Source organism: Burkholderia sp. Bp8992, assembly GCF_003853705.1.
Lineage (GTDB): Bacteria > Pseudomonadota > Gammaproteobacteria > Burkholderiales > Burkholderiaceae > Burkholderia.
This window is the reverse complement of record NZ_QTQI01000009.1, coordinates 116,208-141,426: the sequence shown is the minus strand read 5'-3', so window position 1 is coordinate 141,426 and position 25,219 is coordinate 116,208. Positions and strand designations below refer to the sequence as shown.

The window sequence follows — 25,219 nt, the reverse complement described above, 5'->3', positions numbered from 1 at the left end:
GATATTCGGGAGCATCGACAGTGGAGCAAGCGGCAGCAAATGAAGCGCGACGGGTCGCACGCAATAGCGTGCTGCTCGGTCGCGTGATCGCAATCGACGCATCGGACGCGGAAAACCCGGTGTGCCGCGTCGCGATCGGCGATGAGGAATCGGACGGACAGGGGCTCCAATCCGGCTGGCTTCGCTGGACTACGGCACGCGCTGGCTCGTTGCGCACGTGGAGCGCGCCGACGCTCGGCGAACAGGTCAAGATCGATTGCCCGATGGGCGACCTTGCACAAGGCATCGTCTCCGGCGCGCTGTATTCCGAAGATCGGCCCGCGCCGAGCACGAACATTGCCGAACACGTGATGCAGTTCGATGACGGCGCACGTATCTCGTATGACGAGGAATGGCACGCGCTGACGGTCGATCTGCCTGCCGGTGCAACCATTCGCATGGTCGCGCCCGCATCGGTCGTCGTGGAAACGAAGGACGCGACCGTGAAGGCTGAAACGATCACGCTCGACGCCGAACAGACGACGTGCAAGGGCAAGCTCACCGTCGAAGGCCCGTTCGTGTTCCTGTCGGGTGCCGACGGCCAGACAGGTGAGGGCGGCTCCGGTCCCGTCATGCGTATCAACGGACCTGCCGCGTTCACGGGCGTTGTGACCGCCGCCGACCATCAGGCGGGCGGCGTCAGCCTGATCCGCCATCCGCACCGGGCACAGGGTGAGTTCGCGATCACGTCCACCGCACTTACGGCGGGCGCATGAGCGGCATGAACGCACAAACCGGCGAGTTCATCGACGGTGACGAGCACCTGTCGCAATCGCTCGCGATCATCATGTCGACGCCGCTCGCCTCGCGCGTGAAACGTCGCACGTTCGGCTCCGAACTGCCGGACCTGATCGACGGCCCGGCGAACCGCGCATTGCTCGTGCGCGTCTACGCAGCGGTCGCGACCGCGATCATGCGGTGGGAGCCGCGTCTCACGCTCACCAAAGTGGCATTCGATGCCGCTGTGCTGGCCGCTGGCGATTTCCGGAACGGCCGCGTGCCGATTCTGATCGAGGGATACAAGACCGTGAACGGGCGGCAGATTCCGGTCAGCGTGAAATCGTCCGTCGACGTGGCGGGGGTTCGGGCATGAGCCAAAGCGTTATCGACCTGTCGCGCCTGCCCGCGCCGAACGTAGTCGAAGAAATCGACTTCGAATCCCTTTTTGCCGAGCGCAAGGCCGGTTTCCTCGCGCTCGTGCCTGACGAGATTCGCGCGGCCGTCGCGGCGAAGCTCGAACTGCAATCCGAACCGATCACGATCTTGCTGCAAGAAAGCGTGTATCGCGAAATGTACCTGCGCCAGCGCGTGAACGATGCAGCGCGTGCGCTGATGCTCGCGTTCGCGATGGACGGCGATCTGGATCAGCTCGCCGCGCTGCTCGGCGTTGAACGTCTGGTGGTCACGCCGGGCGATCCGGATACCGACACCGATCCGGTGATGGAGTCGAACGAAGACCTGCGCGACCGCACACAACTTGCGCCGCAAGGCTATTCCGTTGCAGGACCGGAAGGCGCGTATCGCTCGCACGCACGCGCGGCGCACGGCTCGGTGCTCGATGCGTCGGCGTCGAGCCCGAATCCGGGTGAAGTGCTCGTGTCGGTGCTCGTGCGCGAGGGCGACGGCACGGCACCGCAAGCGGTAATCGATGCGGTCGCAGCGGCGTTGAGCGCTGACGACGTTCGCCCGCTGACGGACAAGGTAATGGTCAGAAGCGCCGAAATCGTGAAGTACGGCATCGACGCAATCATCTACACATACGCGGGGCCGGATTCGGGTGTGGTCATCACCGAGGCACAGTCGCGCGCGCAGAAGTTCGCCGACAACTCGCGGCGCAACGGTCGCGAAATCCCGTTGTCCGGGATCTATGCCGCGTTGCATGCCGAAGGCGTCGAGCGCGTCGTGCTCATTTCCCCCGCGAACGATATTGCGATCACGTCAACGCAGGCGTCGTTCTGCTCGTCGTTGAAGGTGAAGCACGGGGGCGTGTATGGCGGATGACCTGTTGCCGCCGAACGCATCGCCCCTTATGCGTGCAGCGGCGCGAGCCAATGCACCGATCGGTGACGTTCCGGTTCCCCTGCGCGACCTGATGAACGCGGATCGGATTCCCCTTGATCTGCTCCCGTGGCTCGCATGGCATTTGGGTGTCGTCACATGGAAAAACGAATGGCCGGAACAGGTGCGCCGGGCACGCGTGAAAGCAGCAATCCCGATCGCTCGCAAAAACGGCACGGCGGCAGCGGTGCGCGATGTTGTCGAAAGCTTCGGCGGGAACATCGTTCTTCGCGAATGGTTCGAGCAAACGCCGCCCGCTGCACCGTACACGTTCGAACTATTCATGACCGTGGCCGCACGTGACGGCAACCCGCCGACCGCGGACTACATCGCCGACATTTTGCGCGAAGTCGATCGTTCGAAGCCCGTGCGCGCTCACTACACCTTCACGCAGGGGTTTTCGCTCAGTGGCTCGATTGGGGTCGGGGCTGGTGGACAGGCAGCGCTCTATCGTCGTCTGACGTTGACGGAACAATGAACATGGCAGGAAATTTCATTCAGGTAACCGATGCCGGGCGCGCCGCGTTGGTCGCGCAAGGCAACACGGGAACGAACGAACACCGCGTGACCGAAATCGGTCTTTGCACGGGCGCGTTCGTGTTCAAACCGGACATGCAGGCAATGCCGAACGAGCGCAAGCGCGTGAACACGTTCGGCGGGAAGAACGTCGCGAAGGACACCATCCATGTGACGATTCAGGACACGACCGACGATCAGTATTCGTTGTTCGGCTACGGCCTGTATATGGAAAACGGTGTGCTCGCGGCGGTGTACGTGCAGAGCACGCCGATCATGGAAAAGTCGCCTGCCGCGTACCTGATGTTGTCCGCTGACATGCAGTTCGTGTCGATCGATGCGGCGAAACTTGTTTTCGGTGACGCGTCGTTCCTGAATCCGCCCGCGTCGGAAACGGTGCAGGGCGTCATCGAAATTGCGACACAGGAGGAGGTAAACGAGGGTAAGGACGCGGTGCGCGCGCTCACGCCTAAGACTGCCGCGAATCGCTATGCGCCGCTGGTGCGCCCGCAACTCACCGGGCCGGTGAGCGTCACGTCGACCCCGACCGATCAGGATGCGCAACTTGTCGTCGCGGCTGCGTCGGGCGCACTGAATCGCACCGCGAAAATGCGCTTTCACGGGACGTTTGCGGCTGGCACGGCCGACACCAATGCGCGACTCATTGCGTCGCTGCGTGCGGGGTTTGATGCCGGAACATGGGGCCGCGAATACCTGGACTTCTATATCAACCGCACGCCGAACGATTCGAACAGCGACGCGAATCAGATTCGCGCTATGCGGATCACTTACGGCGGCAGGGTCATCGTCGGCAACATGGACGACAACGGGGCGACCGCGCTTCAAGTCGGCGGCACGGGCCTGTACTCGGGTGGCGTAGCGTCGGCGGGACTCGATAGCGGCGGCGCTAACTTCCGGCTGATGAACGGCCGCGATGTGATTCTGCGAAACGACGGTACGAATTTCTATCTGCTGATATCTGACGGAAGCGGCATCGGCGCGTCATGGAACAGCCTGCGACCGCTGATGATCGACGCCAAGACGGGCGCTGTGACGCTGGATGGTACGGGCTCGGGAAGCACCTATGTTGGCGGGCAGTTGAACGTCAAGGGCATCGTCAACATCAGCAATGGCGGCATGGAAGCGCGCGCCATCATGGGGCCGAGCGGCGGCTACTTCTTCGGGAGTAGCGACCGCGCTGGATTCTTTGTGCCATCGACCGGCGCGATGTTCGCTTTCGACTTCGCAAAGAAGAATCTGCGGGTCGGCGACAACGAAGTGTGGAACACCGCGAATCTGCCGAACCCGGCGCAAACGACGGGTGTCACGATGACCGGGCAGTTTCGCGCGGCCGAAGGTAGCGTGAACGAGCCGGGTATTTCGTTTGTGAACGACGGCGCACCGGACACGGGCTTTTTCCATATCTCGGACGGTGTGTTTGCGGTCACGAACAACGGCCGCGAAACCATGCGGTTCCTCGCGGGCGATACCAATCGCGTCATCATTGGCCCGCCAGCCGATGACGGCAGTATGTTGCAGGTCGGCGGCAACGCGGTTACGCGCGGGCTCCATCGCTTCGGCAATGGAAAAACTACCGCGTGGGCTAACACTGGTGTTGATTGGGCCTACTTTCGGTCGAACGGCCACGTGTCCGTCGGCAGCGAAGGCGCGACAGGTGTCCTGCAACTGATCGCAGGCAACTCCGAAGTCGCGAAGCTCGTGCCGGGCGGTCGGATGACGATCGGCGTGACGGCCGATGACGGAGTGAACGTAGCTCAAGTCTCCGGAAGCATGCGCGCGGCGAACTACTTCATAAACGGTCAGGGCGCTGGTGACTCAGGCTTGATCGGTATGTACAAGGGCGCAAGCGGGCCGAACATCGGTTTCTATGGTAGTTCCACTATCGGCGCGGGCGCGATGACGTTGAGCGCAGGCGGAACCGAGCGCGCGCGCGTTACCGCAAACGGTAAGTTCGTTGTCGGACAGACCGGTGATGACGGTAGCGACGCGCTGATTCAGGTGAATGGCCCGATCAAGGCGAATGGGTCGATCAAGGGCGCGAGCGGCGTTGGCGCTCTCGTCGCGACGAACGGTGGCGGTACGGGGCAGACGTCGATCGTCCTGCGTCGCGAAGGTGGTGCGGCCGATCAGAAGCAATGGGAGTTGATGCAGGGCGGTGACGGGACGCTCGCACTGCGCACGGTCAACGACGCCTACTCGGCTTCCACGAATGCTATGTGGATCACGCGCGGTAACGGTTCGGCCGTCGGGAACATGATGCTGATGCAGAGCGGCGGGCGCGTATTGATCGGTACGACTGTCGACACTGGTGCGATTCTCAACGCCGAAGGTCTGATTCGTGGGCGCGGCGTTACGGTAGATGGCGGATCGTCGTGGGCCACCATGTACTTTCAGAACGGCAACGCGACCCGCTTCACGATCGGCAAATCCGATACCGACGATTTCGCAATCAGCGCTTTCGAGAACGACGGCACGACGCAACGCCGCGTGCTGGACATTCCGCGATTGACGCAACAGGTCAATTTCGTCAAGCGGCCGACGTGGGCCGGTGCGACCCCGTGGGACACGATGAACGTGACGCCCCTCGACAAGAACGTCGGCGGCACGATGGGCGCACCGCTCTATCTGCAATCCAGAGGCGGGGCAAACGGGTTCGAAGACGGCACGGGCGACAACGCGAGCTACAGCACTTACAACTTCGCGTTGAAGGGCTGGTATGGCATGGGTATGCGTGCTTACGACGGAAGCGTGAACGGGTATTACGACTTCCGCGCGGGCAAGTGGGACGTGAAGGGCGGCTTTTATGTGAACGGCGCGCGTGTGTGGGATCAGGGAAATTTCGATCCGAACACCAAGGTGAACAAGGCTGGCGACACCATGACCGGCGATCTGCGGGTCAAGCAACCGAACAACACGGACGCGCGCGGCTTTGTGCTCGCTCGTGCTGATGGCACCTCGCAGGCGTGGTTTCACGGCACGATGAACGGCAGCTATTCGGCGTGGGCGACCATGAAGGCCGACGGTTCGTGGCAGTCGAACGTGATCGTCGTCTACAACGCTGATAACCGCGTCCAGTTCAATACCGATATCCACGTCACGGCGCTTTCGCGCTTCTACAACCGCCCGACCCTGAATCGTGACGGTTGGCAGGCTGACATCGGCTTGCGGAACAACCGGCCGGGATTCGACTCGTGGACGTACCTGCGCGCACGTGACAACGGCGGTTTTGAGTTCATCAACGGCGCATACAACGCAACGACGCTCGGCGTCGACGATTGGGGGACGGTGTACCTGCGTGGAACGCAGATTCTCACCACCGACGGGAACCTGAATCTAACGTGGCGCGGCCGATACCTGAGCGCCGAGATTGATGACATTTGGGGAAACATCAACGCACGAGCCGGTGCCGGTGCGCGTGTGCAATGGGATTCCGGCGTGAACAACTTCGGCACCGTCGACCGACTTGGCGGCGCACTGCCAGCGCCGTGGGTTATGTGCGGTCTGAGTGGCCCCGGAAACGGGACCGCCAATGCGATCGTCGTTTACGGCGTACTTCTGAGAAACCAATGACGAACAAATTCATGCTCCACGTCGAGCAAGCGGCTTTCATTCTGTCGAAGAAATTCCCGCAGCTAGTGCGCTGCAAGGATTACTGGGTCGCGCACCCGGTCGATGAGAAGTCGCTCGAACAAACGAAATCGGCGTGGGTGCCGATCTGGGAGCCTCGCGACATTCCGCAACCGACACCCGCAGACCTGTTGAACTGGTGGCCGGAATTCCAGGCGGAATTCGCCGTGGTCGACGCGGCCGCACGCGTGCGCAGTGAGCGCGATGCGCTGCTGTTGCAGGTCGACCCGTTGGTCGAGCGTGCGGCCGATTCGGGGGACGCCGATCGCGAGGCGGCGCTAAGAAAGTACCGCGCCGAGTTGCGCGACGTTCCGCAGCAAGCCGGGTTTCCGCTGAATGTTGTATGGCCGACTGCGCCTATCTGAGCCGAACAATCGGCGACGTATTTACTGAACCTTGATTGGAGATTTGAGCAATGACCCTGAAAAAAACCATCACCGTCGAACAAACCGGCGCACCGGCAAGCACGCACCGCATCGACTCGGTGACGATCAGCTACACGACCAACACCACGTCGGTGCAAATGTCCAGCTTCTACGACGACGCGGCGAGGAAAGCGAGTTTGACGCCGCTCGCAAACTCGATGCTCAGTGTGGAGGGCGTGCCGAAAAGCGGGAAAGACCCGAAAGCGTATGTCGAATCCGTGCTGGTGGCTCCGGTGCCGGAAGGCGAGAACGGCGACGCGATGTTGCGTCAGTACGGGACGAACCGGTACGCATTCGCGGGTGCCGATATCGTCGCCGACTGACGCTCGAGAACCTGAAACGCGGTCCTGATCCGGGCCGCGCCAAACCAATATCACAGGAGTGAATTAACCATGCCGCAGGACTATCACCACGGCGTAACCGTAGTGGAGGACCGTTCCGGGGTCCGTCCCATCACGACGATTTCGACGGCGATTATCGGCGTCGTATGCACGGGTTCCGATGCTGACGCCGCCGCGTTCCCCATGAACAAGCCCGTGCTCATCACGAACGTTGTTGAAGCGCTCGGCAGGGCAGGGCGCAAGGGGACGCTGTACAAGACGCTCGACGCGATTTCGAAGCAGGCGCGCCCGTTCGTCGTCGTCGTGCGTGTCCCGGAAGGGAAAGATGCAGACGAAACGACGTCGAACGTCATCGGCTCGGTGAACCCGGACGGCACGAAAACCGGTATCAAGGCGCTCGAATCCGCACCGGGCGTTGTGCAGGTCAAGCCGCGCATTCTCGCTGCGCCGGGGCTCGATACGCAGCCGGTCGCGAACGCGCTGGCGATGACCGCGCAAATGCTGCGCGGGTTCGCGTACATCGCCGCGCGCGGCGTGGATGGCGAACTGGTTGCGACGAAGGAGGACGCCGTGGCCTACCGCAAGACGTTCGGTCAGCGCGAAATCATGGTGATCTGGCCGGACTTCATCGCATGGGACGACGTTACGTCGCAAGCGGCAGTCGTGCCCGCTGTCGCGTATGCGGTCGGCATGCGAGCGAAAATCGATCAGCTCGTCGGTTGGCACAAAACGCTGTCGAACGTCGCGGTGAACGGTGTGCAGGGCATCAGCAAGCCGGTTTCGTGGGACTTGCAAAACCCGGCGACGGATGCCGGTTTCCTCAACGAGAATCAGGTGACGACGCTTATCAGCCGTGACGGTTTTCGGTTTTGGGGTTCGCGTACCGCTTCGGCCGATACCGATTTCGAGTTCGAGAACTACACCCGCACCGGGCAGGTGCTCGCAGACACGATCGCCGAGGCGCAGTTTCCGTCGATCGACGGCGCGATGGTGCCGAAGCTGCCGCGCGACATTATCGAAAGCATCAGCGCGAAGCTGCGTTCGATGACGACGAACGGCTATCTGATCGGTGCGTCGGCCAGCTACGACATGGACCGCAACGGCGTCGCCGAACTGCGCGACGGCAAGCTGGTGGTCGATTACGACTACACGCCGGTTCCGCCGCTCGAAAACCTCACGCTGCGTCAGACGATCACCGATTCGTATCTGGTCGACTTCGCGTCGCAGGTCAACAGCTAACACGGCGCGCGGCGACGGCCGCGCACGATTGAAGGGAGGAAAAGAACATGGGGATGCCCAGCAAACTGAAACACTTCAATGTGTTTGTCAACGGTACGTCGTACCTGCACAAGACGCCTGAACTGACGTTGCCGAAGCTGTCGCGCAAGATGGAGGAATATCGCGGCGGCGGCATGCCGGGGCCGGTTCAGATCGATCTCGGTCAGGAGGCGATGGAGATTGAATGGACGCTCGGCGGCATCGAGCGCGACATGCTGCGCCTGTACGGGAAAAGCACGGCCGACGGTGTGATGCTGCGCTTTGCTGGCGCGTATCAGGACGAAACGTCCGAATTGTGGATGGCCGTCGAAATCGTCGTGCGTGGCCGCTTCAAAGAACTGGACTTCGGCACGGCGAAGCCCGGCGACGACACGACGGTGAAGGCGACGATGCCGCTGGCGTATTACAAGCTGTCGATCAACGGGAGCACCGAAATCGAAATCGATGTTCTCAACTCGATCCTGAACATCGGCGGGATCGACTCGCTCGCCGACGTGCGCAAGATCATCGGCGTCTAACTTCACTCGGCCCGGCTGATCCGGGCCACTCAACCATTCTCGAAGGACCGAACGAAATGAAAACGAAGGCAACCGACAACACGATCACTCTCGATCAACCGATTCAGCGCGGCGACACCGAAATCACGACCGTTACGCTGCGTAAGCCGATGGCTGGCGAACTGCGCGGCGTGTCGCTCACGGAACTGGTGAATCTGGACGTGACCGCTCTGCAGAAGGTAATTCCCCGCATCACGACCCCGACGCTGAACGAAATCGACGTGGCACAGCTCGACCCGGCCGACTTGCTGCAAATCGGGGGCGTCATGAGTGGTTTTTTTCTGACGAAGGCTATGCGGGAAAGCATGGATTCCCGCCTGTAATCGAGGACGCAATGGCGGACGTGGCGCTGGTGTTTCACTGGTCGCCGTCCGTCATGGACAGCATGTCCGTTTCTGAATTGATGGATTGGCGCGAGCGCGCGCGCGAACGATACGAAAAGCAATGAACAACGAACTGAAACTGCGTGTCGTATTCGGCATGGTGGAGAAAATCACCGCGCCGCTGAAGAAGATCATCGGCGGTAGCCGGGCCGCGTCGAAGGAGTTAGGGACGCTCCAACAGAAGCTATCGCAACTCCAGAATCAGAAACGGTCGGTCGATGCGATGAAGTCCCTGCGCGCGGAAATGGGGCGCACCGCAACGAAGCTGAAAGAGGCGCGCGCGGGCGTCGCGGAACTGAGCGCGAAAATCCGGGATACGAAGGAGCCGACGGTACGCATGCAGAATTCATTGCGTCGCGCGTCGGCTGCTGTCGTATCCCTGACGGCGCAGCAGGCGCGCCAGCGCGACCGCCTGGGCGAACTGAATAGCCGGATGCAGCAGGCGGGGCGAGGTACACGGACACTCGCCGAATACGAGCGCTCGCTACATTCGAGCATCACGCGCACGAACGACGCGCTGTCCGATCAAGGACGCAAGTTGAAGGCGGTGCAGGCACGCAAGGCCGCGCTCGTCCCAGCGCGTGAACAGTTGCAGAAATCGCAGACGTTCGCGGCCGGGATGGCTGTAACCGGATACGCGACGCGTACCGTCGGCGGTCGGGTGCTCGGTGGTTTGGGGCACACGCTGAACGAGGCGAAGGAATACGAACAACAGGTATCGCAATTCCGCGCGCTCGGCGTCGGTGAAACAAAGCTCGGCGAGGCAACGAAGTTCGCCGACGGCATCGACGTGAAGGGTCTAAGCAAGCTCGACAAGCTCAAGCTGCTGAAAGAAACGTACACCATCACGCGGGACATGCACCACGCAGAGGAAATGGCCCCGTTGCTCGCCAAGATGAAAGTCGGCATCGAATCCGTGATGGCTCGGCGCGGGTATGGCGAGGGGCACGGCGAGGTCGCAGAAAACATGCTGATGGACCTCGTAAAGACGACGGAATTGCGGGGATCGCTCAAGAGCCCGGAGGCGTTTAAACAGGCCGTCGACAATGCGACGAAAGCCTACGTTGCGTCGGGCGGCACCGTGAAGCCGGAAGATTTCTTGAACGCGATCAAGACGGGCGGCATCGCCGCGAAGCAGTTGGGCGACAACGCGTTCTATTTCGGCCTGCTGCACACGATGCAGGAAATGGGCGGCTTCCGTGCCGGTACGGGGCTCATGAGCGCATACACGAACTGGGCGCAGGGGCGCACTACGCAGCAGTCGGGCGAAGAACTGGTGAAAGCCGGACTGATCGGCAAGAAGTCCGTCCAGTACGGGAAAACCGGGCACGTTACAAAGATCCTGCCCGAAGCGCTCGACAAGATCGAGCTATACAAGACCGACCCATTCGAATTCTTGATGAAACAGGTAATCCCGAAGCTCAACCCGAAAGGGAATCTGACGGACATGCAGGTTGTATCGAAGATCGGCCATCTGTTTTCGTCGCGCAAGGGCGGCGACTTTTTCGCATCGCTGTTTCTCGAGCGCGCGAACATCATGAAGCACCGCGAGAACGCACCGAAGGCGTTCGGCGTCGAAGCGCTCTACAACGAAGGGACGAATATCGCCTATGGCAAGGAAATGGACGCGCTCGCGAAGCGCGCCACGCTCGAAGCTGAGTTAGGCGAAAAAATCCTGCCTTTGTATAACCGGGGGCTCGAACTGACTTCCAAGCTGCTGTCGCGGGTGACGGAATTCACCCGCCAGCACGGCGAAGCGACCCGCATTGCGCTTATCTCGCTGGCCGCGCTCGGCGTCATTCTCGGCGTGGGTGGAACGCTCATGATCGGGCTCGCGGCGTTGATCGGCCCGCTCGCGATGGTGCGATTCGGCCTGCGCATGCTCGGCGTCGAAGGCAAGGCGGCGGTCGGCGGGATCAATGTCGGATCGGGCGCGCTCGGGCGGTTCTCGAAGGTCACGAAGGTGTTCAGTTCGGCAGGCGGTGCGGCAACCAAAACGGCGTCGCGTTTGCGGTCGACGCTGGCGGTCGCATGGGACGCATCATCGCCACGCAATTTCGCGCGATCCGTGTCCACGCGAATTCCTGCCGCCTACCGCGCTGCACGCGACGCGTCGGTGAAGTGGGGGGCGGATACCGTTGCGAGCGCGAAGCGTGGCACGAGCGCGATGCGTGAACTTGGGCGTGCCGCCGCCGTGAAGCGGGCGGCGATCGCCGGGCGCGTGGTGAGCGCGGGCCAGTATGTCGCGAGCCGCGGAGTGCGCGGTATCGCCGGCGACGCCGTGCGCGGTGGCGTCAACATCGTGAAGGGCGGGGCGCGCGGGGCGATCACGGGCGTAACGAGTGCGCTTGCCGGGCTCGGTCAAACGCTGCTGTTCGTCGGGCGGCTGGCGCTCATGAACCCGATCGGGCTCGTGATTACGGCTATCGCGGTCGCGGCGCTTCTCATCATTCGATATTGGGAGCCGATCAAGGCGTTTTTCTCCGGCTTCTGGGAAGGTCTGAAAGAAGGGTTAGCGCCGTTGAGCGGCATTTTCTCCGGGTTGTTTGCGTCGCTCGGCGAACTGTTCGCACCGTTGAAACCGGTGTGGGATTGGCTGCTGGAAAAGGTGCAGGCCGCGTGGGACTGGTTCAAGAAACTTTTCGGGCCGGTCGATACGACAAAGGAAAGTTTGGACAAGGCCGCGTCGAGCGGGAAGGCGTTCGGCAAGTGGCTGGGCGACCTGATCGTGTCGGCAGCGGAGGCGTCAAAGCAGTTCGTAGACTTCGGCGCGAACATGATGCAAGGCTTGGTCAATGGCATCACGAACGGGCTGAAATCAGTCAAGGATGCGATCACGAACGTTGCGAGTTCGACGGTGGAGTGGTTCAAGGAAAAGCTTGGCATTCACAGCCCTAGCCGCGTATTCGGCGAGCTGGGCGGATTCATCGGGCAGGGGGCCGCGAACGGGATCGACGGTGAGCGTGTGCGTGTTGCATCGTCGGCCGCGCGACTCGCGGGCGTTGCTGCTGTGACGTTCGGCGCGGCGACGGGCGCGGGGACCGCACTGGCTGCGTCGATGGAGCCGATGCAGAGCCCGGTTCGGGCCGAACAGTATCGACCGCTGATAGATCAGCGCGGGCCGCTCGCAGCGTCGGCGACGTCGGCCGGGAGTGGTCGTCAAGGTGGAGGGGGCGAGCCGACCGTAAATCACTACGAGTTCCACATTTCCGTTCCGTCGGGCAATGCCGCCGATATCGAGGCAGCGGTGCGTCGAGCGCTGCAAGATGCCGAGCGTGAACGCCGTCGACGCGGTGGGTCGAGTCTTTCGGATATCGGGTGAGGGTGAGGCATGTTGGTTTCTCTCGGGCAGTTCGTTTTCAGTACGGAAATCGCTCCGTTCCATCAGTTTCAACGTCAGCGGACGTGGAAGCACGCGAGCAATTCACGCGTCGGCGCGCGCGACAGCACGCAATACGTCGGGCAGGGTGAGGACACGATCAGGATTGAAGGGATGATTGCGACCGGCGAAATCGGCACGCCGCTTTCGCTCGACATTCTCGAAGCGATGGCGAACGTCGGTGACGCGCACGTGTTGGTCGATGGCACGGGGCGCATATACGGCGCGTTCACGGTGGATTCGCTGAACGAAACACACTCGTACTTCAACTTCCTTGGCGTGGCGCTGAAAATCGAGTTCGAGTTGACGTTGAAGGTCGCGGATAACGAGGCATTGGGCGCGACCGTCGACGGCGGGTCGCAGAATGAGAAAGCGGCGCCAGCGAACGGGAAGGTGGACAACGCGCCGATGTCGGAAGCGCCGCCGTACATCAAGACGGGCAAGACGAAGCGTGCGAAGAAGGGGAAGTAATGTCGACAAGGCCGACACGTGAGAAATCGGCGGATGCAGGTCGCATCGTGCCGCAATGCGACTACTGGATCACGCTGGACGGGCGCGACATTTCCCGTAGCATCGCCCCGTATCTGATCTATCTGACGCTGAGTGAGTCCCGCGCGGACGAAGCTGACAGACTCGATCTCGTTCTGGACGACACGCGCGGCGATCTGGCGATTCCAAAGCGCGGCGTCACGATAAAACTGATGCTCGGGTGGGTCGGTCAACCGTTGGTCGACAAGGGCAGTTTTACGGTCGATGAAGTGGAATTCCACGGCGCGCCGGATCAGATCACGATCAGCGCGCGATCGGCATCCATGACGGGAGCAATGCACGAACGCCGGGATAAAAGTTGGCACGCGCAGACCATCAGCGCGATTGTGAAAGCGGTCGCAGTGCGCCATAAAATGACGCCGGTTGTCGGTGAAGCGCTCGGCAAAATTAAGATCGATCACATCGACCAAACGGGCGAAAGCGACCTGTCATTTTTGACGCGGCTCGCCAAGCGGTACGACGCCGTTATGACCGTGAAGGACGGGCGGCTGTTGTTCCTGCCGATCGGCGCGGGCGCAACCGCGAGCGGCAAGCCGTTGCCGGCGATTCAGATTCTGCGATCGAGCGGTGACTCGTACCGCTATCACGTGTCGCAGCGCGAAAGCTATTCGTCCGTTCGCGCGCGCTGGCACTCATCGAAGAAGGGGCGCGCGCAGTCGGTCACGGTCGGCGGCGACAACGGCAGCAGCGTGAAGCTGCTGCCGGAAACCTACGCGACGCAGGCGGAAGCGACGGCCGCAGCGAAAGCGGAGTACACGCGCACGCAGCGCGGGCAGGCGACGTTCGACATTTCGCTGGCGCTCGGCCGGGCCGATGTGTATCCGGAAATGCCCGCAACAGCGAAGGGGTTCAAGCCGGACATAGACGAAACGCCGTGGCTCGTGAAACGCGTAACGTCCCGCCTGGACGGAAATGGCGGGTTCACTACGTCGCTTGAAATGGAGATGCGCGACGATCCGACGACGAGTCGACACCGGACGCACTTTCGCAAGGGAGGGAAGTAGAAAGCGGGGCATCGCAACTTGATAGACGGAGGCTGGGTCCGTAGTAGTATGTGTCGTCCTTCCTAACCTGTTTGCGCCATGAACATAAACTGGGTACCGTTATTCGGGGACTTCACTTTCAATCCTGATGGAAGTGTCGTATTCAATGGTCGCGAGATAACATATTTAGACGACAAGCAAGTTTCACATCCTGACGGCGCGGCTGTTGGTTTAGCACTATGTGACTCGAGCTTTCTCAGTGGAACAATATCGGTCAAGGTTGTCGCGGAACAGGTTGGTACAAAATTTAATGCATCGATATGCTTAGCTGCAAACCCAGCAGCCAATTCTCAACTAGTAGCCGGGTTGGGCTCGTTCCAAGGTGCGATGTTCTCAGTGACCGCATTCGACGGAAAACGGTGGGTGCCCTTCGATAATGCAAGTTCAGGGGATTTGGAGAATCTTTCTCCTGGCAGAGAATATATATTGTCAGTCTCCGTGTTTGGCCAACGGGTGGTGCTTAAGGTAAATGGCGTTCCGGTGGTTGATACGATTCTGCCGATCGCGCTCAATGGGCGACCGATTGGCCTATATTCTCTATCCAAAGGGAAGGTTGCATTTTCAGATTTTCACGTTTCGTCGCAGAAGCCGAAAGCCTTTGTTGTAATGCAGTTTTCAACCCCATATAATGAACTGTACGACAGTGTAATAAAGCCAGTTTGCTTGGATCAAAAGATTGACGTTATCCGTGTGGATGAGAAATATGGTCCCGGATTGATAATTAACGATATTATTCAGCAGATCAATGAGGCCTCGGTCGTAATCGCGGAAATAACACCAAGCAACCCGAATGTTTATTACGAGGTTGGATACGCGCACGCAAAAGGCAAGCCAACTATCTTGATAGCGGAGGAGGGCATCAAATTACCATTCGACGTTTCTCCATTTCGCGTTTTGATGTACAAGAACACCATTGAAGGGAAAAGTAAAGTCGAGGCGGCTTTGCGAGCACACCTTCAGGCAATTTTCACGGCGGGATCTGGAGCCTCATTTACCTCGGGCTGAGACAAGCTACCTCGCCGACGGCAAGCGACATTCAAGTAAGTCCTCGAAGCACCAAAAGCCCGCATGAGCGGGCTTTTTTTGTTGTAGAGGATTGCGTCAGATGTGGAGAGTCCGCACCGTGGTTAGTTTTGTTCGGATGATTCGATGGGGGGCTACCAATGCCGGACATCAGGGGGCCGTAACAGCCACGTGTAGCATCGCCCGGCCCGGTCGGCTTCAATTTGTGCCGCGTACCACATGGAAAGCAGGACGACGGCGCATGGAAACGTCACGGCCGTGCCGGTGCTGTCATTCCATCCGAATTCGCTGTTCCAGTAGCACGAGAAATAGCCGCCCGTCGGCATGGTGATACCGCGCGGTTCGAAGTAAAGGCGCGTGCGGACCATCGCGCGAAAATCAGCGTCGTGTCGCGGTATCCCGGCATCGAACGTCATGATCGCGGCGCGCTCATTGAAGAATTCCCACACGTTCGCGTCGTCGTCGCGCTTCATGATCGTACAAAAAACACTGTATAGTTATACAGTATCCAAGGCGCGCGAGCCGAAGTCAACGATCGGCGTAAGATGAGGCGAACCTCTCCAATCGGACCCCGCTATGTGTACGAACTACCGCGCGCCCGACGAAGATCCGGGCCTCAGTGAGCTTAAGATCGGGCTCGGTGATCTATGGCGTGAAAAGCCTTGGGAGCGTGAAATCTACACCGACTATCTGGCCCCGATCGTCAGATTGAACGAAGGGCGACCAGAGGCGCTGTTGGCAAATTTCGGTTTCTGGCCGAAGGCATTGCAGCGAGACGCACGGGATCGAGCGAAGGAAGAAGGCAAAAAGGTGCCACTGATTCGGGACACGGTGAATTCACGTGCGGAACGAATCGGCGAGTCGCCGCTTTACGGGCCTTCGTGGCGTGCGGGGCGTCGTTGCTTGATTCCTGCGTCGTGGTTCTATGAACCCAAATACACCCCGGACGATCGCACAAACGAACGCTGGCGCATCGGGCTCGCGACAGGTGAACCATGTGCGATTGCAGGGATCTGGCGCACGATACAAGCCAGCGGTGGGCAGGTAATGCATGCAATGTCGATGATCACTGTCAATGCTGACGAACACCCTCTGTTGCGCGAGTTTCACCGAAACCGAGATGCCAGGACGGGCGCGCCGGAAGAAAAACGCTCCGTGGTCATCATTCGACAAGGTGCGTACGACGATTGGCTGCGGTGTCCGACTGCTGAAGAGGCACGATCGTTTTTCACGTTGCTGTCGGAGCAAGAGCTACATGCAGAGGCTGCGCCGCGCGAGAAAAAGACAGAGAACTGAGCCCGGAACGAGCGCGAGAGAACACGCCGCACGCGCGGCGTCCCCAGAATGGTCATAGACGTCCTTGTTTTTCTGTCGCTAGGCTGGCGAGGGATCGCGATACGGTGAAAGTTTGCGATCCCGCTCATTTTGGCTCGAATGCCGGAGGACCGATTCCGGTCCACATTGGACCAGAGCGCCACATACGCGGCAGTTCGACCGCCAGCGTGCGCCAGCGCGCAAGTACGGCTGCAAACGTTCCTTCGGATTTTGCGCGTCGAATCTTGTCCACCACATTCCATCCGCGCACGTAAAGTTTGAGGCTGCGCTTGCTCGACAGGTGATGCGGCGAGTGGACGCCGACCCATGCGAGCATTTCGTCAGGGGTCACGTCCGGCGCGGCCGGATCTGGATCGAGTGTGGCGACGACGGGAGTCTCATCGACGGCCGAACCCCGACCGATTTCCCCAAGCGCTTGAAGCGCGAGCAAGCGTAGCATTTCGATACGGTGCCAAGGGATCGGGGCGCGCCCGGCGAGATAATTGCGAACAGTGCGTGTGCAGCAGCGCAATCGACGGGCAATTTCGCCGGTCGATAGACCGTCGATCAGGTCGAGAAACTCCCGCAGCGTGCCGTGGCGTGTTTGGTCAGACACGATGTATTGTGTAGGGCTGCGGAAAGGCGGGCGTAAACTATCGTAAACCCGCGATCTTTGCTCAGACGAAAGCAGTGCCGCAGCCAATGCGAAGCATCGGAGAAGTTAGCAAACCAATTTGACATAATCATAATTATCGACAGTTTGTATGTAACGGCCATTTAGTAATGTCCGGTTTGAGCCAGTTAGAAATGTCCGCTTCGGGGGTGCGTAAGCTGTCCGGCCGCCGGTTGTCCGGCGCCGGAGGCTGCGATGGCTGGAACGAACGGATGCAAGCGTCAACGCATTCTCGACAGAATGCACCGGCGCAGAAGAACGAACGCCTAGAAATTACGCGCCACGCCGACCATGAACATGTCCTGGTCCTTGTCGTTGCGGGTTGCGACACGATTGAAGCGCAAGCTCGCCGCCCAATCGTTCGTGACCTGATAGGTCACTTGCGCGCTGAGCAACGCATTGAGTCGCGTCCTGCCCGAGGCATCGTCCCGATCCCGCGAGAGATACGGGCCGACACCTGCCGAAAGCGTCCATTTGGTCCTGATCGGCGCGACGTACCAGAATTGCGCGGCCACGCCTCGTCGGCCGGCAACGCCATTGTTGCCTTCGTAGATGAAGCTCGCCGAATAAGCCCACGCATTGCCGAGCGGCCGCTTGACTTCGACCATGTATCCCTTTTCGATCGGCACTTGAGGACGGTTCGTCTGCGACGTACCGGCCCAAACGCTGACCTGCGTCTTGCCGTCCGAAAACGCCGGGCCAGGATCGCCGCCGAAATCCGAGCCGATGCCGAAGAGCACCGCATCGGAATTGAAGCCGCCAATCATCTGGACGTGGTTGTACTGCACCTTGAGGAAGAAGCGCTTTGGAACGACGTAATACCGCACCGCTGCCGACGCGCGCACGCCCCAGCGCTTGTCATTGCGTGGCTGGTCGTCGACATGGGTCGTGTCCATGCTGAAATACGGGCCCGCCGAAAATTCGAGCGCCACACGACTGCCGACCGGCCAACGAAACGAACCCAGGGCGGCAAAACCGTCACGGTGGTGATTCAGCGGATGCCCCTCGTTCATGTACGCGAGGTAGACCGACCAATAATCGTTCAAGACGTCACCGAAGCCGACTTCGTACGCACGCCAATGCATATCGCCACCCTCGGTCGCGCGTCCGTCGCCGTACACCGCATAGACGTTGAGTGTTCTCTCCGATGGTTTGAGCCCGCTCGATGAACTACTCGAAGGGGCATCCTCGGCGTACGCGTGTACCGGAACCGTCAGTATTGTCAGACCAGCGATCGAGCTTGCGAGGACGAAGCGCGAACAGATGTAACGGCACTCTCCCATTTGGACACCCCCTCACCTTGTAACCGCGATTTCCTGGAAAGGTTGATAGCGATTATAGGCGGCGTCCGGTCAGGCGGCTGGCGTGCATCGCATGCACGACATCGTGCGGCCACATCGACGACGAAGCCATCGGCGATGCAACCGCACACCTCCTCGCCAGATGCGATTGTGCGGCATCAACGCGGTGGCCGACGCCAACGCTTGCGCGCCCTCTTTAATGGCCGCTTGTTACGCCCGCTTCGCGAAATCGCCGAAGAGCGACTTCAATGCACACCGACCACTGCAAACACGCTTTTACGGCAATTCCCCTGCCCTGACGGGGTCACATTCGACATCAGGGCATAGGAGCGTGTCGGGTCGAGCGCGTTTCCATGGACGCAAGTTTGGATTTTTAATGACGCTATTATGATAAGAAAAGTTATCCTGATAGGCACATGGGTTTGTCCAACTACGCGTTTCGTGGCAGCCAAATCCGCGCGTCGAGTCGCCGGAAAATCGGTCTCTTCGCCGAGATCGCGCCACGCTTCAGCAGTCGTACGCACCGCAATGAGGCACTTGAGCGCGACGTCGAGTGACGACGTCGAGTGACGACGCCGATTTTCCGACCAGCAAGGCGCAAGCGGCGGCGCTTCCGTTGCCACCGCGGCAACCAGCCTCCCCCGCATTTGTTCCCGCGACGCAAGACTGTTGCTCCACGGTGGGTGTTCGAAATCGCGACCGGCGCGCCTACAGTCTGCCCATCGGATTCATCGATCCGGTCGGCACTGAAGCCGAACACCATTCACCTGTCGAGGCACATCATGAGCACATCCAGAGTCATCATCGTCACCGGCGCATCGCAAGGCATCGGTGCGGAAACGGTCAACGCATTTCGCGCACGCGGCCATCGCGTCGTCGCGACGTCCCGCTCGATCGGCCCGTCGAACGATCCCGATCTCGTTACCGTCGCGGGCGACATCGGCGATCCGGCCGTCGCGCGCCGCGTGGTCGACGCAGCAATCGAACACTTCGGCCGCGTCGACACGCTCGTCAACAACGCGGGCGTGTTCATTGCGAAGCCATTCACGCAATACACCGCGGACGACTACGCGCAGATCACGAGCGTCAACCTGGACGGCTTCTTCCACGTCACGCAGCGTGCGATCGACGCGATGCAGAAACATGGCGGAGGCCACGTGGTGAGCATCACGACGAGCCTCGTCGATCACGCGAACAGCAACGTGCCGTCGGTGCTCGCGTCGCTGACGAAAGGCGGGCTGAATGCGGCGACGAAGTCGCTCGCGATCGAGTACGCGAAGGCCGGCATCCGCGTGAATGCGGTGTCGCCCGGCGTCATCAAGTCGCCGATGCATGCGCCCGACACGCATGCGACGCTCGCGTCGCTGCACCCGGTCGGCCGCATGGGTGAGATGAGCGACATCGTCGACGCGATCCTGTATCTGGATTCGGCGCCGTTCGTGACGGGCGAGATCCTGCATGTCGACGGCGGCCAGAGCGCCGGGCATTAAGCGTCAGGCATTGAGCGCCAGCATCGAGATGACGCGCCGGCTGGCCTAGCGCCGTACGGTGGCGCGCTTGGCGCGTGCGCGGCCCGCCTGTTTGGCGGGCGCACGCGCCAGTTGCTCGACGAGAAAATCGACGAACACGCGCACGCGCGACGACAGATAGCGCGCATGCGGATACAGCAGCATGAACGGCCGCGACCGGCCGCCAAGGCCGGGCAGCACTTCCACGAGCGTGCCGGCGCGCAAATCCTGTTCGACGATGAAGCGGTAGGTCTGGAACAGCCCCGCGCCGCTACGTGCGAGCGTCACGCCGGCCAGGACGTCGCCCGAGGTGCCGTAGCTGCCGGTCGTCGCAACGTCGAGTTCGTCCGACCCGTCGTCGAACAGCCAGGGAATCGGCCGCCCGCTGCTTGGCAGTTCGAACTGGATGCACTCGTGCGCATGCAGATCGTCGATCGCGGTCGGCATGCCCGCGCGCTTCAGGTAATCGGGCGTCGCGACGATCACGAGTTCGGCATCTTCCAGCTTGCGCGCGACCAGGTTCGAATCGGCCGGCGCGCGGCCGCGGATCGCGAGATCGAAGCCTTCCTCGGCGAAGTCGATGTTGCGGTTGCTCAGGTGGGTTTCGACGCGCACGTCCGGATACTGCTCGCGAAACGCGGGCAACAGCGGCAGCACGCGATAGTGTCCGTACGGTGTCGGCATGCTGATCCGCAGCACGCCGGCGGGCGTCGCCTGCTGGCCGGTCGCTTCGCGTTCCGCGTCGACGAGCTGCGACAGCGCATCGCGGCATTGCTCGAAATAGCGCCGGCCGGAATCGGTCAGGCGAATCTGCCGCGTCGTGCGCACGAACAGCCGCACGCCGAGACGCTCCTCGAGCCGCGCGACCGACCGGCTGACCGCGGCCGGCGTGACGCTCGCCGCGGTGGCCGCCAGCGTGAAGCTGCCGAGTTCGGCAGCGAGGCAGAACAGCTCGATGCTGCCCAGCAGCAGGTCGTCGAATTTACGTTGCATGGGGCGGTTCCTGCCGTCTTCCGCATGTGGCGTGCGATGGAGCACCGAGTGTGCATGAATATCGAGCGGGAAACCAGCCAGCGCCGCGCACGTGATTCGTTACATGGCGTCCCGAATCAATTGCGCGGCTGACATTTACCGGCTTCGGGCGCCTGACTACAGTGACTGACAGGCACTTCCGGCCACCCGAACCATTGATCTCCCAGGAGTACGACATGACCGTCGAACAGAAGCTGGCCGAACTCGGCCTCACGCTACCCGAACCGCCGACGCCGCTCGGCAGCTATACGGCCGTCAGCGAAGCCGGCAACCTGCTGTTCGTGTCGGGCCAATTGCCGCTCGTCGACGGCAAGGTCGTCTGTACCGGCCGCGTCGGCGAGCAGTTGAGCGTCGACGAAGGCAAGCACGCTGCCCGGCTGGCGGCGCTGAACGTGCTCGCGCAGATCCACAAGCATCTGAGTGGGTTCGATCGGTTGCGCAAGATCGTGCGCGTCGAGGGGCACGTCAGTTCGGCCGACGGCTTTTTCGGGCAGCCGGCCGTGATCGACGGGGCATCCGACCTGTTCGCCGCCGTGCTCGGCGAGAAGGCCGGACACGCGCGTTCCGCGTTTTCCCAGCGCCAGTTGCCGGCCGATGCGGCCGTGATCCTCGTCGTGATCGCCGAGATCGACGCAGCGTGACGGAGCGGCCGCCCTGCGGGTGGCCATTTCGCACTTCCGTGGGCGTTTGCGTGTGCCCTGCCCGAATTTCGGCCCAGTCGTCGATCTATTCGATATCGGGGCTTGATCATCCGAAAGCCTTGTCCCGAAAGGCGAGACACGTTCCAGATACATTGAAATACAAAATATCGCATGCGATTTAATCGAATGCGCTTGACGACGGGGCTCGACGCGATCAAACTGCGTCGCATGCGATCGAATCGCATCTGAAACAAACCAGACAACTGACGGAGCAAATGATGAGCAAGATCGAAAAAGTGCTGTACACGGGCAAGACGCATACGACTTCCGGCGGCCGCGACGGTGCGGCGCGCAGTTCCGACGGTCGCCTCGACATCCAGCTGTCGTCGCCGGGCAGTGCCGGCACCGGCACCAACCCGGAACAGCTGTTTGCAGCCGGCTGGTCGGCCTGTTTCATCGGCGCGATGCAGCTTGCGGCGCGTGCCGCCAAGGTGACGCTGCCGGCCGAGCTCGCGGTCGACGCCGAAGTGGATCTCGGCACCGGCGGCAACGCGTACTTCCTGCAGGCCCGGCTGAACGTGAGCGTGCCGGGGCTCGACCGTGAGGTCGCGCAGCAGATCGTCGACGCCGCGCACCAGACCTGCCCGTATTCGAAAGCGACGCGCGGCAACATCGACGTCGACATCCGTATCGCCTGAACGCTGTGGCGGGCGGCCGAACGCCGCCTTGCCGAAGATCCGATTCCTTTCCTATCGAGGTGAATGATGAAAACGCAATTGATCGCTGCCCTTCTCGTGGCTGTTTCCGCTTCCGCTGCCGCACCGGCGTTTGCCGACCAGGCCGTCGTATCCCGTGCGCAAGTGCGTGCCGAGCTCGTCCAGCTCGAACAGGCCGGCTATCGTCCAGGCCGTGCGAACGATCCGCACTACCCGGATGACCTGCAGGCCGCGTTGACGCGCATTCATGCGAACGACACCGTGGCGGCCGACTCGTCCACGTCGTCCGGCTACGGCGGCGACGCTGCCGCCACGACGCAGTCGGGCAGCCGGCCTGCGACGCGCATCGCCGAGCGCTCGATCTACTTCGGCCATTGAATGAATCCGCGAACGGCGCCGATGGCCGGCGTCCGGTGCGCATCCCCTGAATCCCCGTTTCCGTCTCGAGGTACATGATGAAGACCCGACTGATTGCCACCCTCCTCGTCGCCGTGTCGGCCGCCGTTGCAGCACCGGCGTTCGCCAGCGAAACCACCGTCACGCGTGCGCAGGTGCGCGCGGAACTGGCCGCGCTGCAGCAGGCCGGCTACCTGCCGAACCGTCCCAACGATCCGAACTATCCGGCCAATATCCAGGCGGCGCTGAGCCGGATTCACGACAGCGGTGCCGTCGCGGCCGACGCGCAGGCAGCCGGTTACGGGAGCGATGCCGGCAGCGCGACGCAATCCGGCAGCCGCAACGTGGTTCGCACGGCCGAGCGCTCGATTTATTTCGGTCATTGAGCACGGCGCGACGAAAACAGTCGTCCATCCCGATCATATAAAGCGCATGCGATATAATCGCATGCGCTTTTATCGTTGAGGTGACGGAATCCGGATCGACGGCACTACCTGTTCGACCGAACAGGTCTATGCTGTGCGGCACCCCACCATCAATCGAGGAGCACCCGATGCGGGATGCTACGACCGGAAACGCGACAGGCGATGCGCACGCGCTCGACCGGGTTGTCTGGAATGCACTCACGAGCAAGCAGCGCCGCTTCGCGCTCGGCAATGAGCACGTATGGCGATTTCCAGCGGCCGTCGCGCCGTTTGCCGCGATCGCCGACACGAGCGCGGCCTCGTTCGACGCGCTGCGCGAACTGGTTGCCGCGCACGGGCCAACGGCGCTTGTGACGCCCGACGAGATCGAACCGCCTGCGGAATTGACGGTCATCCGGCGCGCGGCGCTGCTGCAAATGGTCTGGCAAGGAACACCCGATCCGGCGTATGAAACGGAGCATGTCACGCTCGGCGAAGCCGATGTGCCGGACATGCTCGCGCTGACCACCGCCGCGCAGCCGGGCCCGTTCGGCCCGCGCACGTTCGAGCTCGGCCGCTATATCGGCGTGCGCAGCGAGGGCCGGCTGGCCGCGATGGCCGGCGAGCGGATGCAACTCGACGGGTATACGGAGATCAGCGCCGTGTGCGTGGATGCCGCGTTTCGGCGGCAAGGCCTTGCGGCGCGCCTGATCCGGTCGTTGATTGCGTCGATCGGCGCGCGATCGGAAACGCCCTTCCTGCACGTCCTCACGACGAACCAGGTGGCGATCGAGCGCTACGTCGCGCTCGGTTTCGTCGTGCGTCGCGAGATGCGCCTGCTGGTGCTGGGCGACGCGCACGCATGACGACGCGGCCGACGCGAGGCACGCGCCGGCCGCAGGTGGTTCATCGGCTTATGCTTCGGTCGAGCGGATCAGGTTGCCGCGCAGCGTGACGATCGCCTTCTGCATCTTCGCGAATTCGTCCGGCTTCAACCCGGTGGCTTCGACCAGATCCATGTCGAGGCCCTTCTCGCGCACGCGGCGGCCGCTTTTCGTCAGGCTGACGAGCACCTGGCGTTCGTCGGACGGATCGCGGTGCCGCTCCAGGTAGCCCATCGCCTCGAGCTTCTTCAGGATCGGCGTCAGCGTATTGGATTCGAGGAACAGCTTCTCGCCGAGCTGGCCGACGGTCTGGTTGTCCTGCTCCCACAGCGCGATGATCGTGATGTATTGCGTATACGTGAGGCCGAGCTCGTCGAGGATCGGCTTGTACGCCTTGCCGAACGCGAGGTTCGTCGAATAGATCGCAAAGCACAGGAACTCGGACAGCTTCGGCGCGGCGATCGATGGGGTTTCGGTCGGTTTCATGGGCTTCCTCCAGCGACGTGAACGGTCGCACACGAACACATTATATATCGCATGCGATCTTATCGGAAGCATGATAATCGGCCTCGATGAACCGGTGTGACGTCAGCCCTGCCCGCGACGCTTGCCGGCCTGCCGGCGGCTGATCGACAGCAGCGAGCATTGCACCGGATGCGCGATTTCGGTCGCGAGCCCGCCTGCGGCAAACAGCAGGATCATCAGCCAGCGTTTCATGCGTCCTCCACGACCGACAGGCTCGCGCCGTCGGCGACCGTCGCGTCGAGCGCGTACGGATCGATGCCGTCGAGACAGCCGAGATTGACGCGCCAGCATGCCGGGTCCTTGCGCGTCTGATGGAACGGATAGACGCCGCACCGGCTGCAGAAATAGTGACGGGCCGTGCGTGTGTTGAAGCGGTAGCACGTCAGCGCGCCCTCGCCTTCGACGATGTTCAGGCTGGCGGCAGCGAACATCGGGCTCATCAGCGCGCCGCGGCGGCGGCACAGGCTGCAGTTGCAGCGGACGGCCGGCGTAATGGCCGTCCTGACTTCGAACTTGACGGCCCCGCAATGGCAGGATCCCTTGAACCACGTGGCAGACATGATGGACTCCGGAAGAGGTCATGCCT

The 25,219-nt window shown here is 61.6% G+C and carries 30 protein-coding genes; 23 read left to right on the top strand and 7 right to left on the bottom strand.

Going from position 1 to position 25,219, the window contains the following annotated elements:
- Positions 1–20: 20 nt before the first annotated feature.
- The 15 genes from DIE03_RS15725 to DIE03_RS15655 all read left to right on the top strand — a co-directional run bounded on the left by DIE03_RS15725 (position 21) and on the right by DIE03_RS15655 (position 15,221).
- Positions 21–755, top strand: a complete 735-nt coding sequence (locus DIE03_RS15725) for a phage baseplate assembly protein V (protein ID WP_124451822.1) — start codon at positions 21–23, stop codon at positions 753–755.
- On the top strand, positions 752–1,132 hold the full coding sequence (locus tag DIE03_RS15720) for a GPW/gp25 family protein (protein ID WP_124451820.1): 381 nt from the start codon (positions 752–754) through the stop codon (positions 1,130–1,132). The genes DIE03_RS15725 and DIE03_RS15720 overlap by 4 nt, the downstream gene beginning before the upstream one ends.
- Positions 1,129–2,040, top strand: a complete 912-nt coding sequence (locus DIE03_RS15715; RefSeq protein WP_124451818.1) for a baseplate J/gp47 family protein — start codon at positions 1,129–1,131, stop codon at positions 2,038–2,040. Before DIE03_RS15720 ends, DIE03_RS15715 begins: the two co-directional genes overlap by 4 nt.
- Complete coding sequence (locus DIE03_RS15710) at positions 2,030–2,575, top strand: phage tail protein I (RefSeq protein ID WP_124451816.1); 546 nt, start codon at positions 2,030–2,032, stop codon at positions 2,573–2,575. The genes DIE03_RS15715 and DIE03_RS15710 overlap by 11 nt, the downstream gene beginning before the upstream one ends.
- A gap of 2 nt (positions 2,576–2,577) precedes the next feature.
- Entirely contained in the window at positions 2,578–6,204 is a 3,627-nt protein-coding gene (locus tag DIE03_RS38295; RefSeq protein WP_185658167.1) for a phage tail protein, read from the top strand.
- Entirely contained in the window at positions 6,201–6,626 is a 426-nt protein-coding gene (locus DIE03_RS15700; RefSeq protein ID WP_124451814.1) for a tail fiber assembly protein, read from the top strand. Before DIE03_RS38295 ends, DIE03_RS15700 begins: the two co-directional genes overlap by 4 nt.
- 50 nt (positions 6,627–6,676) lie before the next feature.
- Positions 6,677–7,009, top strand: coding sequence for a hypothetical protein (locus DIE03_RS15695; RefSeq protein ID WP_124451812.1), 333 nt, complete (start codon positions 6,677–6,679; stop codon positions 7,007–7,009).
- Between the two features lie 69 nt (positions 7,010–7,078).
- Complete coding sequence (locus DIE03_RS15690) at positions 7,079–8,266, top strand: phage tail sheath protein (RefSeq protein WP_124451810.1); 1,188 nt, start codon at positions 7,079–7,081, stop codon at positions 8,264–8,266.
- Between the two features lie 47 nt (positions 8,267–8,313).
- Complete coding sequence (locus tag DIE03_RS15685; RefSeq protein ID WP_124451808.1) at positions 8,314–8,823, top strand: phage major tail tube protein; 510 nt, start codon at positions 8,314–8,316, stop codon at positions 8,821–8,823.
- Between the two features lie 56 nt (positions 8,824–8,879).
- Positions 8,880–9,185 carry a phage tail assembly protein gene (locus tag DIE03_RS15680; RefSeq protein ID WP_124451806.1) on the top strand — a complete coding sequence of 102 codons (306 nt, stop codon included), beginning with the start codon at positions 8,880–8,882 and terminating at the stop codon, positions 9,183–9,185.
- An 11-nt stretch (positions 9,186–9,196) separates the two neighbouring features.
- Entirely contained in the window at positions 9,197–9,310 is a 114-nt protein-coding gene (locus DIE03_RS15675; protein ID WP_124451804.1) for a GpE family phage tail protein, read from the top strand.
- Positions 9,307–12,567 carry a hypothetical protein gene (locus tag DIE03_RS15670; protein WP_124451802.1) on the top strand — a complete coding sequence of 1,087 codons (3,261 nt, stop codon included), beginning with the start codon at positions 9,307–9,309 and terminating at the stop codon, positions 12,565–12,567. The genes DIE03_RS15675 and DIE03_RS15670 overlap by 4 nt, the downstream gene beginning before the upstream one ends.
- Before the next feature lie 9 nt (positions 12,568–12,576).
- Positions 12,577–13,095, top strand: a complete 519-nt coding sequence (locus tag DIE03_RS15665) for a phage tail protein (RefSeq protein WP_124451800.1) — start codon at positions 12,577–12,579, stop codon at positions 13,093–13,095.
- A complete protein-coding gene (locus DIE03_RS15660; RefSeq protein ID WP_124451798.1) occupies positions 13,095–14,177 on the top strand; it encodes a phage late control D family protein in 1,083 nt (360 codons plus the stop codon). The genes DIE03_RS15665 and DIE03_RS15660 overlap by 1 nt, the downstream gene beginning before the upstream one ends.
- A 78-nt stretch (positions 14,178–14,255) precedes the next feature.
- Positions 14,256–15,221 (top strand): hypothetical protein, encoded by a 966-nt coding sequence (locus DIE03_RS15655; protein ID WP_124451796.1) that lies wholly within the window; start codon positions 14,256–14,258, stop codon positions 15,219–15,221.
- A 152-nt stretch (positions 15,222–15,373) separates the two neighbouring features.
- On the opposite strand, the gene DIE03_RS15650 is transcribed toward DIE03_RS15655, so the two are convergent.
- A complete protein-coding gene (locus DIE03_RS15650; RefSeq protein ID WP_124451794.1) occupies positions 15,374–15,712 on the bottom strand; it encodes a hypothetical protein in 339 nt (112 codons plus the stop codon).
- 103 nt (positions 15,713–15,815) lie between these two features.
- Here DIE03_RS15650 and DIE03_RS15645 point away from each other — a divergent pair, with 103 nt between their 5' ends.
- A complete protein-coding gene (locus DIE03_RS15645; protein WP_124451792.1) occupies positions 15,816–16,535 on the top strand; it encodes an SOS response-associated peptidase family protein in 720 nt (239 codons plus the stop codon).
- A gap of 124 nt (positions 16,536–16,659) precedes the next feature.
- Here DIE03_RS15645 and DIE03_RS15640 read toward each other — a convergent pair whose 3' ends face one another.
- Positions 16,660–17,169, bottom strand: coding sequence for an IS21 family transposase (locus DIE03_RS15640; RefSeq protein ID WP_260434896.1), 510 nt, complete (start codon positions 17,167–17,169; stop codon positions 16,660–16,662).
- Between the two features lie 323 nt (positions 17,170–17,492).
- Positions 17,493–18,509, bottom strand: coding sequence for a hypothetical protein (locus tag DIE03_RS15635; RefSeq protein WP_124451790.1), 1,017 nt, complete (start codon positions 18,507–18,509; stop codon positions 17,493–17,495).
- A gap of 434 nt (positions 18,510–18,943) precedes the next feature.
- On the opposite strand from DIE03_RS15635, the gene DIE03_RS38290 reads away from it, so the two are divergent.
- Entirely contained in the window at positions 18,944–19,084 is a 141-nt protein-coding gene (locus DIE03_RS38290) for a hypothetical protein (RefSeq protein ID WP_185658166.1), read from the top strand.
- A gap of 225 nt (positions 19,085–19,309) precedes the next feature.
- Positions 19,310–20,017: an SDR family NAD(P)-dependent oxidoreductase gene (locus DIE03_RS15625; protein ID WP_124451788.1), complete on the top strand. Its 708-nt coding sequence runs from the start codon at positions 19,310–19,312 to the stop codon at positions 20,015–20,017.
- A 45-nt stretch (positions 20,018–20,062) separates the two neighbouring features.
- Here DIE03_RS15625 and DIE03_RS15620 read toward each other — a convergent pair whose 3' ends face one another.
- Complete coding sequence (locus tag DIE03_RS15620; protein WP_124451786.1) at positions 20,063–21,028, bottom strand: LysR family transcriptional regulator; 966 nt, start codon at positions 21,026–21,028, stop codon at positions 20,063–20,065.
- Between the two features lie 215 nt (positions 21,029–21,243).
- Between DIE03_RS15620 and DIE03_RS15615 the strand changes: the two genes are divergently transcribed.
- The 5 genes from DIE03_RS15615 to DIE03_RS15595 all read left to right on the top strand — a co-directional run bounded on the left by DIE03_RS15615 (position 21,244) and on the right by DIE03_RS15595 (position 24,090).
- Positions 21,244–21,708 (top strand): RidA family protein, encoded by a 465-nt coding sequence (locus DIE03_RS15615; RefSeq protein WP_124451784.1) that lies wholly within the window; start codon positions 21,244–21,246, stop codon positions 21,706–21,708.
- A gap of 278 nt (positions 21,709–21,986) precedes the next feature.
- Entirely contained in the window at positions 21,987–22,406 is a 420-nt protein-coding gene (locus tag DIE03_RS15610) for an organic hydroperoxide resistance protein (protein ID WP_124451782.1), read from the top strand.
- A gap of 66 nt (positions 22,407–22,472) precedes the next feature.
- Positions 22,473–22,802: a DUF4148 domain-containing protein gene (locus tag DIE03_RS15605; protein WP_124451781.1), complete on the top strand. Its 330-nt coding sequence runs from the start codon at positions 22,473–22,475 to the stop codon at positions 22,800–22,802.
- A 74-nt stretch (positions 22,803–22,876) separates the two neighbouring features.
- The gene (locus tag DIE03_RS15600; RefSeq protein WP_124451779.1) at positions 22,877–23,206 is read left to right on the top strand and encodes a DUF4148 domain-containing protein; all 330 of its coding nucleotides are present in this window, start codon (positions 22,877–22,879) and stop codon (positions 23,204–23,206) included.
- Between the two features lie 167 nt (positions 23,207–23,373).
- Positions 23,374–24,090 (top strand): GNAT family N-acetyltransferase, encoded by a 717-nt coding sequence (locus DIE03_RS15595; RefSeq protein ID WP_124452008.1) that lies wholly within the window; start codon positions 23,374–23,376, stop codon positions 24,088–24,090.
- A 48-nt stretch (positions 24,091–24,138) separates the two neighbouring features.
- On the opposite strand, the gene DIE03_RS15590 is transcribed toward DIE03_RS15595, so the two are convergent.
- From DIE03_RS15590 to DIE03_RS15585, 3 genes are all read right to left on the bottom strand, one after another.
- The gene (locus tag DIE03_RS15590; protein ID WP_124451777.1) at positions 24,139–24,594 is read right to left on the bottom strand and encodes a MarR family winged helix-turn-helix transcriptional regulator; all 456 of its coding nucleotides are present in this window, start codon (positions 24,592–24,594) and stop codon (positions 24,139–24,141) included.
- Between the two features lie 102 nt (positions 24,595–24,696).
- Positions 24,697–24,825, bottom strand: coding sequence for a hypothetical protein (locus DIE03_RS38750; protein WP_260434894.1), 129 nt, complete (start codon positions 24,823–24,825; stop codon positions 24,697–24,699).
- The gene (locus DIE03_RS15585; RefSeq protein ID WP_124451775.1) at positions 24,822–25,193 is read right to left on the bottom strand and encodes a GFA family protein; all 372 of its coding nucleotides are present in this window, start codon (positions 25,191–25,193) and stop codon (positions 24,822–24,824) included. The genes DIE03_RS38750 and DIE03_RS15585 overlap by 4 nt, the downstream gene beginning before the upstream one ends.
- Between the last annotated feature and the right edge of the window lie 26 nt (positions 25,194–25,219).

What these genes read in the sequence shown, in the direction of transcription:
- DIE03_RS15595 (WP_124452008.1), top strand. Translation starts at nt 23,374, where the DNA reads ATGCGGGATGCTACGACCGGAAACGCGACAGGCGATGCGCACGCGCTC.
- DIE03_RS15645 (WP_124451792.1), top strand. Translation starts at nt 15,816, where the DNA reads ATGTGTACGAACTACCGCGCGCCCGACGAAGATCCGGGCCTCAGTGAG.
- DIE03_RS15715 (WP_124451818.1), top strand. Translation starts at nt 1,129, where the DNA reads ATGAGCCAAAGCGTTATCGACCTGTCGCGCCTGCCCGCGCCGAACGTA.
- DIE03_RS15690 (WP_124451810.1), top strand. Translation starts at nt 7,079, where the DNA reads ATGCCGCAGGACTATCACCACGGCGTAACCGTAGTGGAGGACCGTTCC.
- DIE03_RS15600 (WP_124451779.1), top strand. Translation starts at nt 22,877, where the DNA reads ATGATGAAGACCCGACTGATTGCCACCCTCCTCGTCGCCGTGTCGGCC.
- DIE03_RS15660 (WP_124451798.1), top strand. Translation starts at nt 13,095, where the DNA reads ATGTCGACAAGGCCGACACGTGAGAAATCGGCGGATGCAGGTCGCATC.
- DIE03_RS38750 (WP_260434894.1), bottom strand. Translation starts at nt 24,825, where the DNA reads ATGAAACGCTGGCTGATGATCCTGCTGTTTGCCGCAGGCGGGCTCGCG.
- DIE03_RS15670 (WP_124451802.1), top strand. Translation starts at nt 9,307, where the DNA reads ATGAACAACGAACTGAAACTGCGTGTCGTATTCGGCATGGTGGAGAAA.
- DIE03_RS15585 (WP_124451775.1), bottom strand. Translation starts at nt 25,193, where the DNA reads ATGTCTGCCACGTGGTTCAAGGGATCCTGCCATTGCGGGGCCGTCAAG.
- DIE03_RS15655 (WP_124451796.1), top strand. Translation starts at nt 14,256, where the DNA reads ATGAACATAAACTGGGTACCGTTATTCGGGGACTTCACTTTCAATCCT.
- DIE03_RS15680 (WP_124451806.1), top strand. Translation starts at nt 8,880, where the DNA reads ATGAAAACGAAGGCAACCGACAACACGATCACTCTCGATCAACCGATT.
- DIE03_RS38295 (WP_185658167.1), top strand. Translation starts at nt 2,578, where the DNA reads ATGGCAGGAAATTTCATTCAGGTAACCGATGCCGGGCGCGCCGCGTTG.
- DIE03_RS38290 (WP_185658166.1), top strand. Translation starts at nt 18,944, where the DNA reads ATGGGTTTGTCCAACTACGCGTTTCGTGGCAGCCAAATCCGCGCGTCG.
- DIE03_RS15625 (WP_124451788.1), top strand. Translation starts at nt 19,310, where the DNA reads ATGAGCACATCCAGAGTCATCATCGTCACCGGCGCATCGCAAGGCATC.
- DIE03_RS15685 (WP_124451808.1), top strand. Translation starts at nt 8,314, where the DNA reads ATGGGGATGCCCAGCAAACTGAAACACTTCAATGTGTTTGTCAACGGT.
- DIE03_RS15620 (WP_124451786.1), bottom strand. Translation starts at nt 21,028, where the DNA reads ATGCAACGTAAATTCGACGACCTGCTGCTGGGCAGCATCGAGCTGTTC.
- DIE03_RS15615 (WP_124451784.1), top strand. Translation starts at nt 21,244, where the DNA reads ATGACCGTCGAACAGAAGCTGGCCGAACTCGGCCTCACGCTACCCGAA.
- DIE03_RS15590 (WP_124451777.1), bottom strand. Translation starts at nt 24,594, where the DNA reads ATGAAACCGACCGAAACCCCATCGATCGCCGCGCCGAAGCTGTCCGAG.
- DIE03_RS15720 (WP_124451820.1), top strand. Translation starts at nt 752, where the DNA reads ATGAGCGGCATGAACGCACAAACCGGCGAGTTCATCGACGGTGACGAG.
- DIE03_RS15695 (WP_124451812.1), top strand. Translation starts at nt 6,677, where the DNA reads ATGACCCTGAAAAAAACCATCACCGTCGAACAAACCGGCGCACCGGCA.
- DIE03_RS15665 (WP_124451800.1), top strand. Translation starts at nt 12,577, where the DNA reads ATGTTGGTTTCTCTCGGGCAGTTCGTTTTCAGTACGGAAATCGCTCCG.
- DIE03_RS15635 (WP_124451790.1), bottom strand. Translation starts at nt 18,509, where the DNA reads ATGGGAGAGTGCCGTTACATCTGTTCGCGCTTCGTCCTCGCAAGCTCG.
- DIE03_RS15650 (WP_124451794.1), bottom strand. Translation starts at nt 15,712, where the DNA reads ATGAAGCGCGACGACGACGCGAACGTGTGGGAATTCTTCAATGAGCGC.
- DIE03_RS15700 (WP_124451814.1), top strand. Translation starts at nt 6,201, where the DNA reads ATGACGAACAAATTCATGCTCCACGTCGAGCAAGCGGCTTTCATTCTG.
- DIE03_RS15675 (WP_124451804.1), top strand. Translation starts at nt 9,197, where the DNA reads ATGGCGGACGTGGCGCTGGTGTTTCACTGGTCGCCGTCCGTCATGGAC.
- DIE03_RS15605 (WP_124451781.1), top strand. Translation starts at nt 22,473, where the DNA reads ATGAAAACGCAATTGATCGCTGCCCTTCTCGTGGCTGTTTCCGCTTCC.
- DIE03_RS15610 (WP_124451782.1), top strand. Translation starts at nt 21,987, where the DNA reads ATGAGCAAGATCGAAAAAGTGCTGTACACGGGCAAGACGCATACGACT.
- DIE03_RS15710 (WP_124451816.1), top strand. Translation starts at nt 2,030, where the DNA reads ATGGCGGATGACCTGTTGCCGCCGAACGCATCGCCCCTTATGCGTGCA.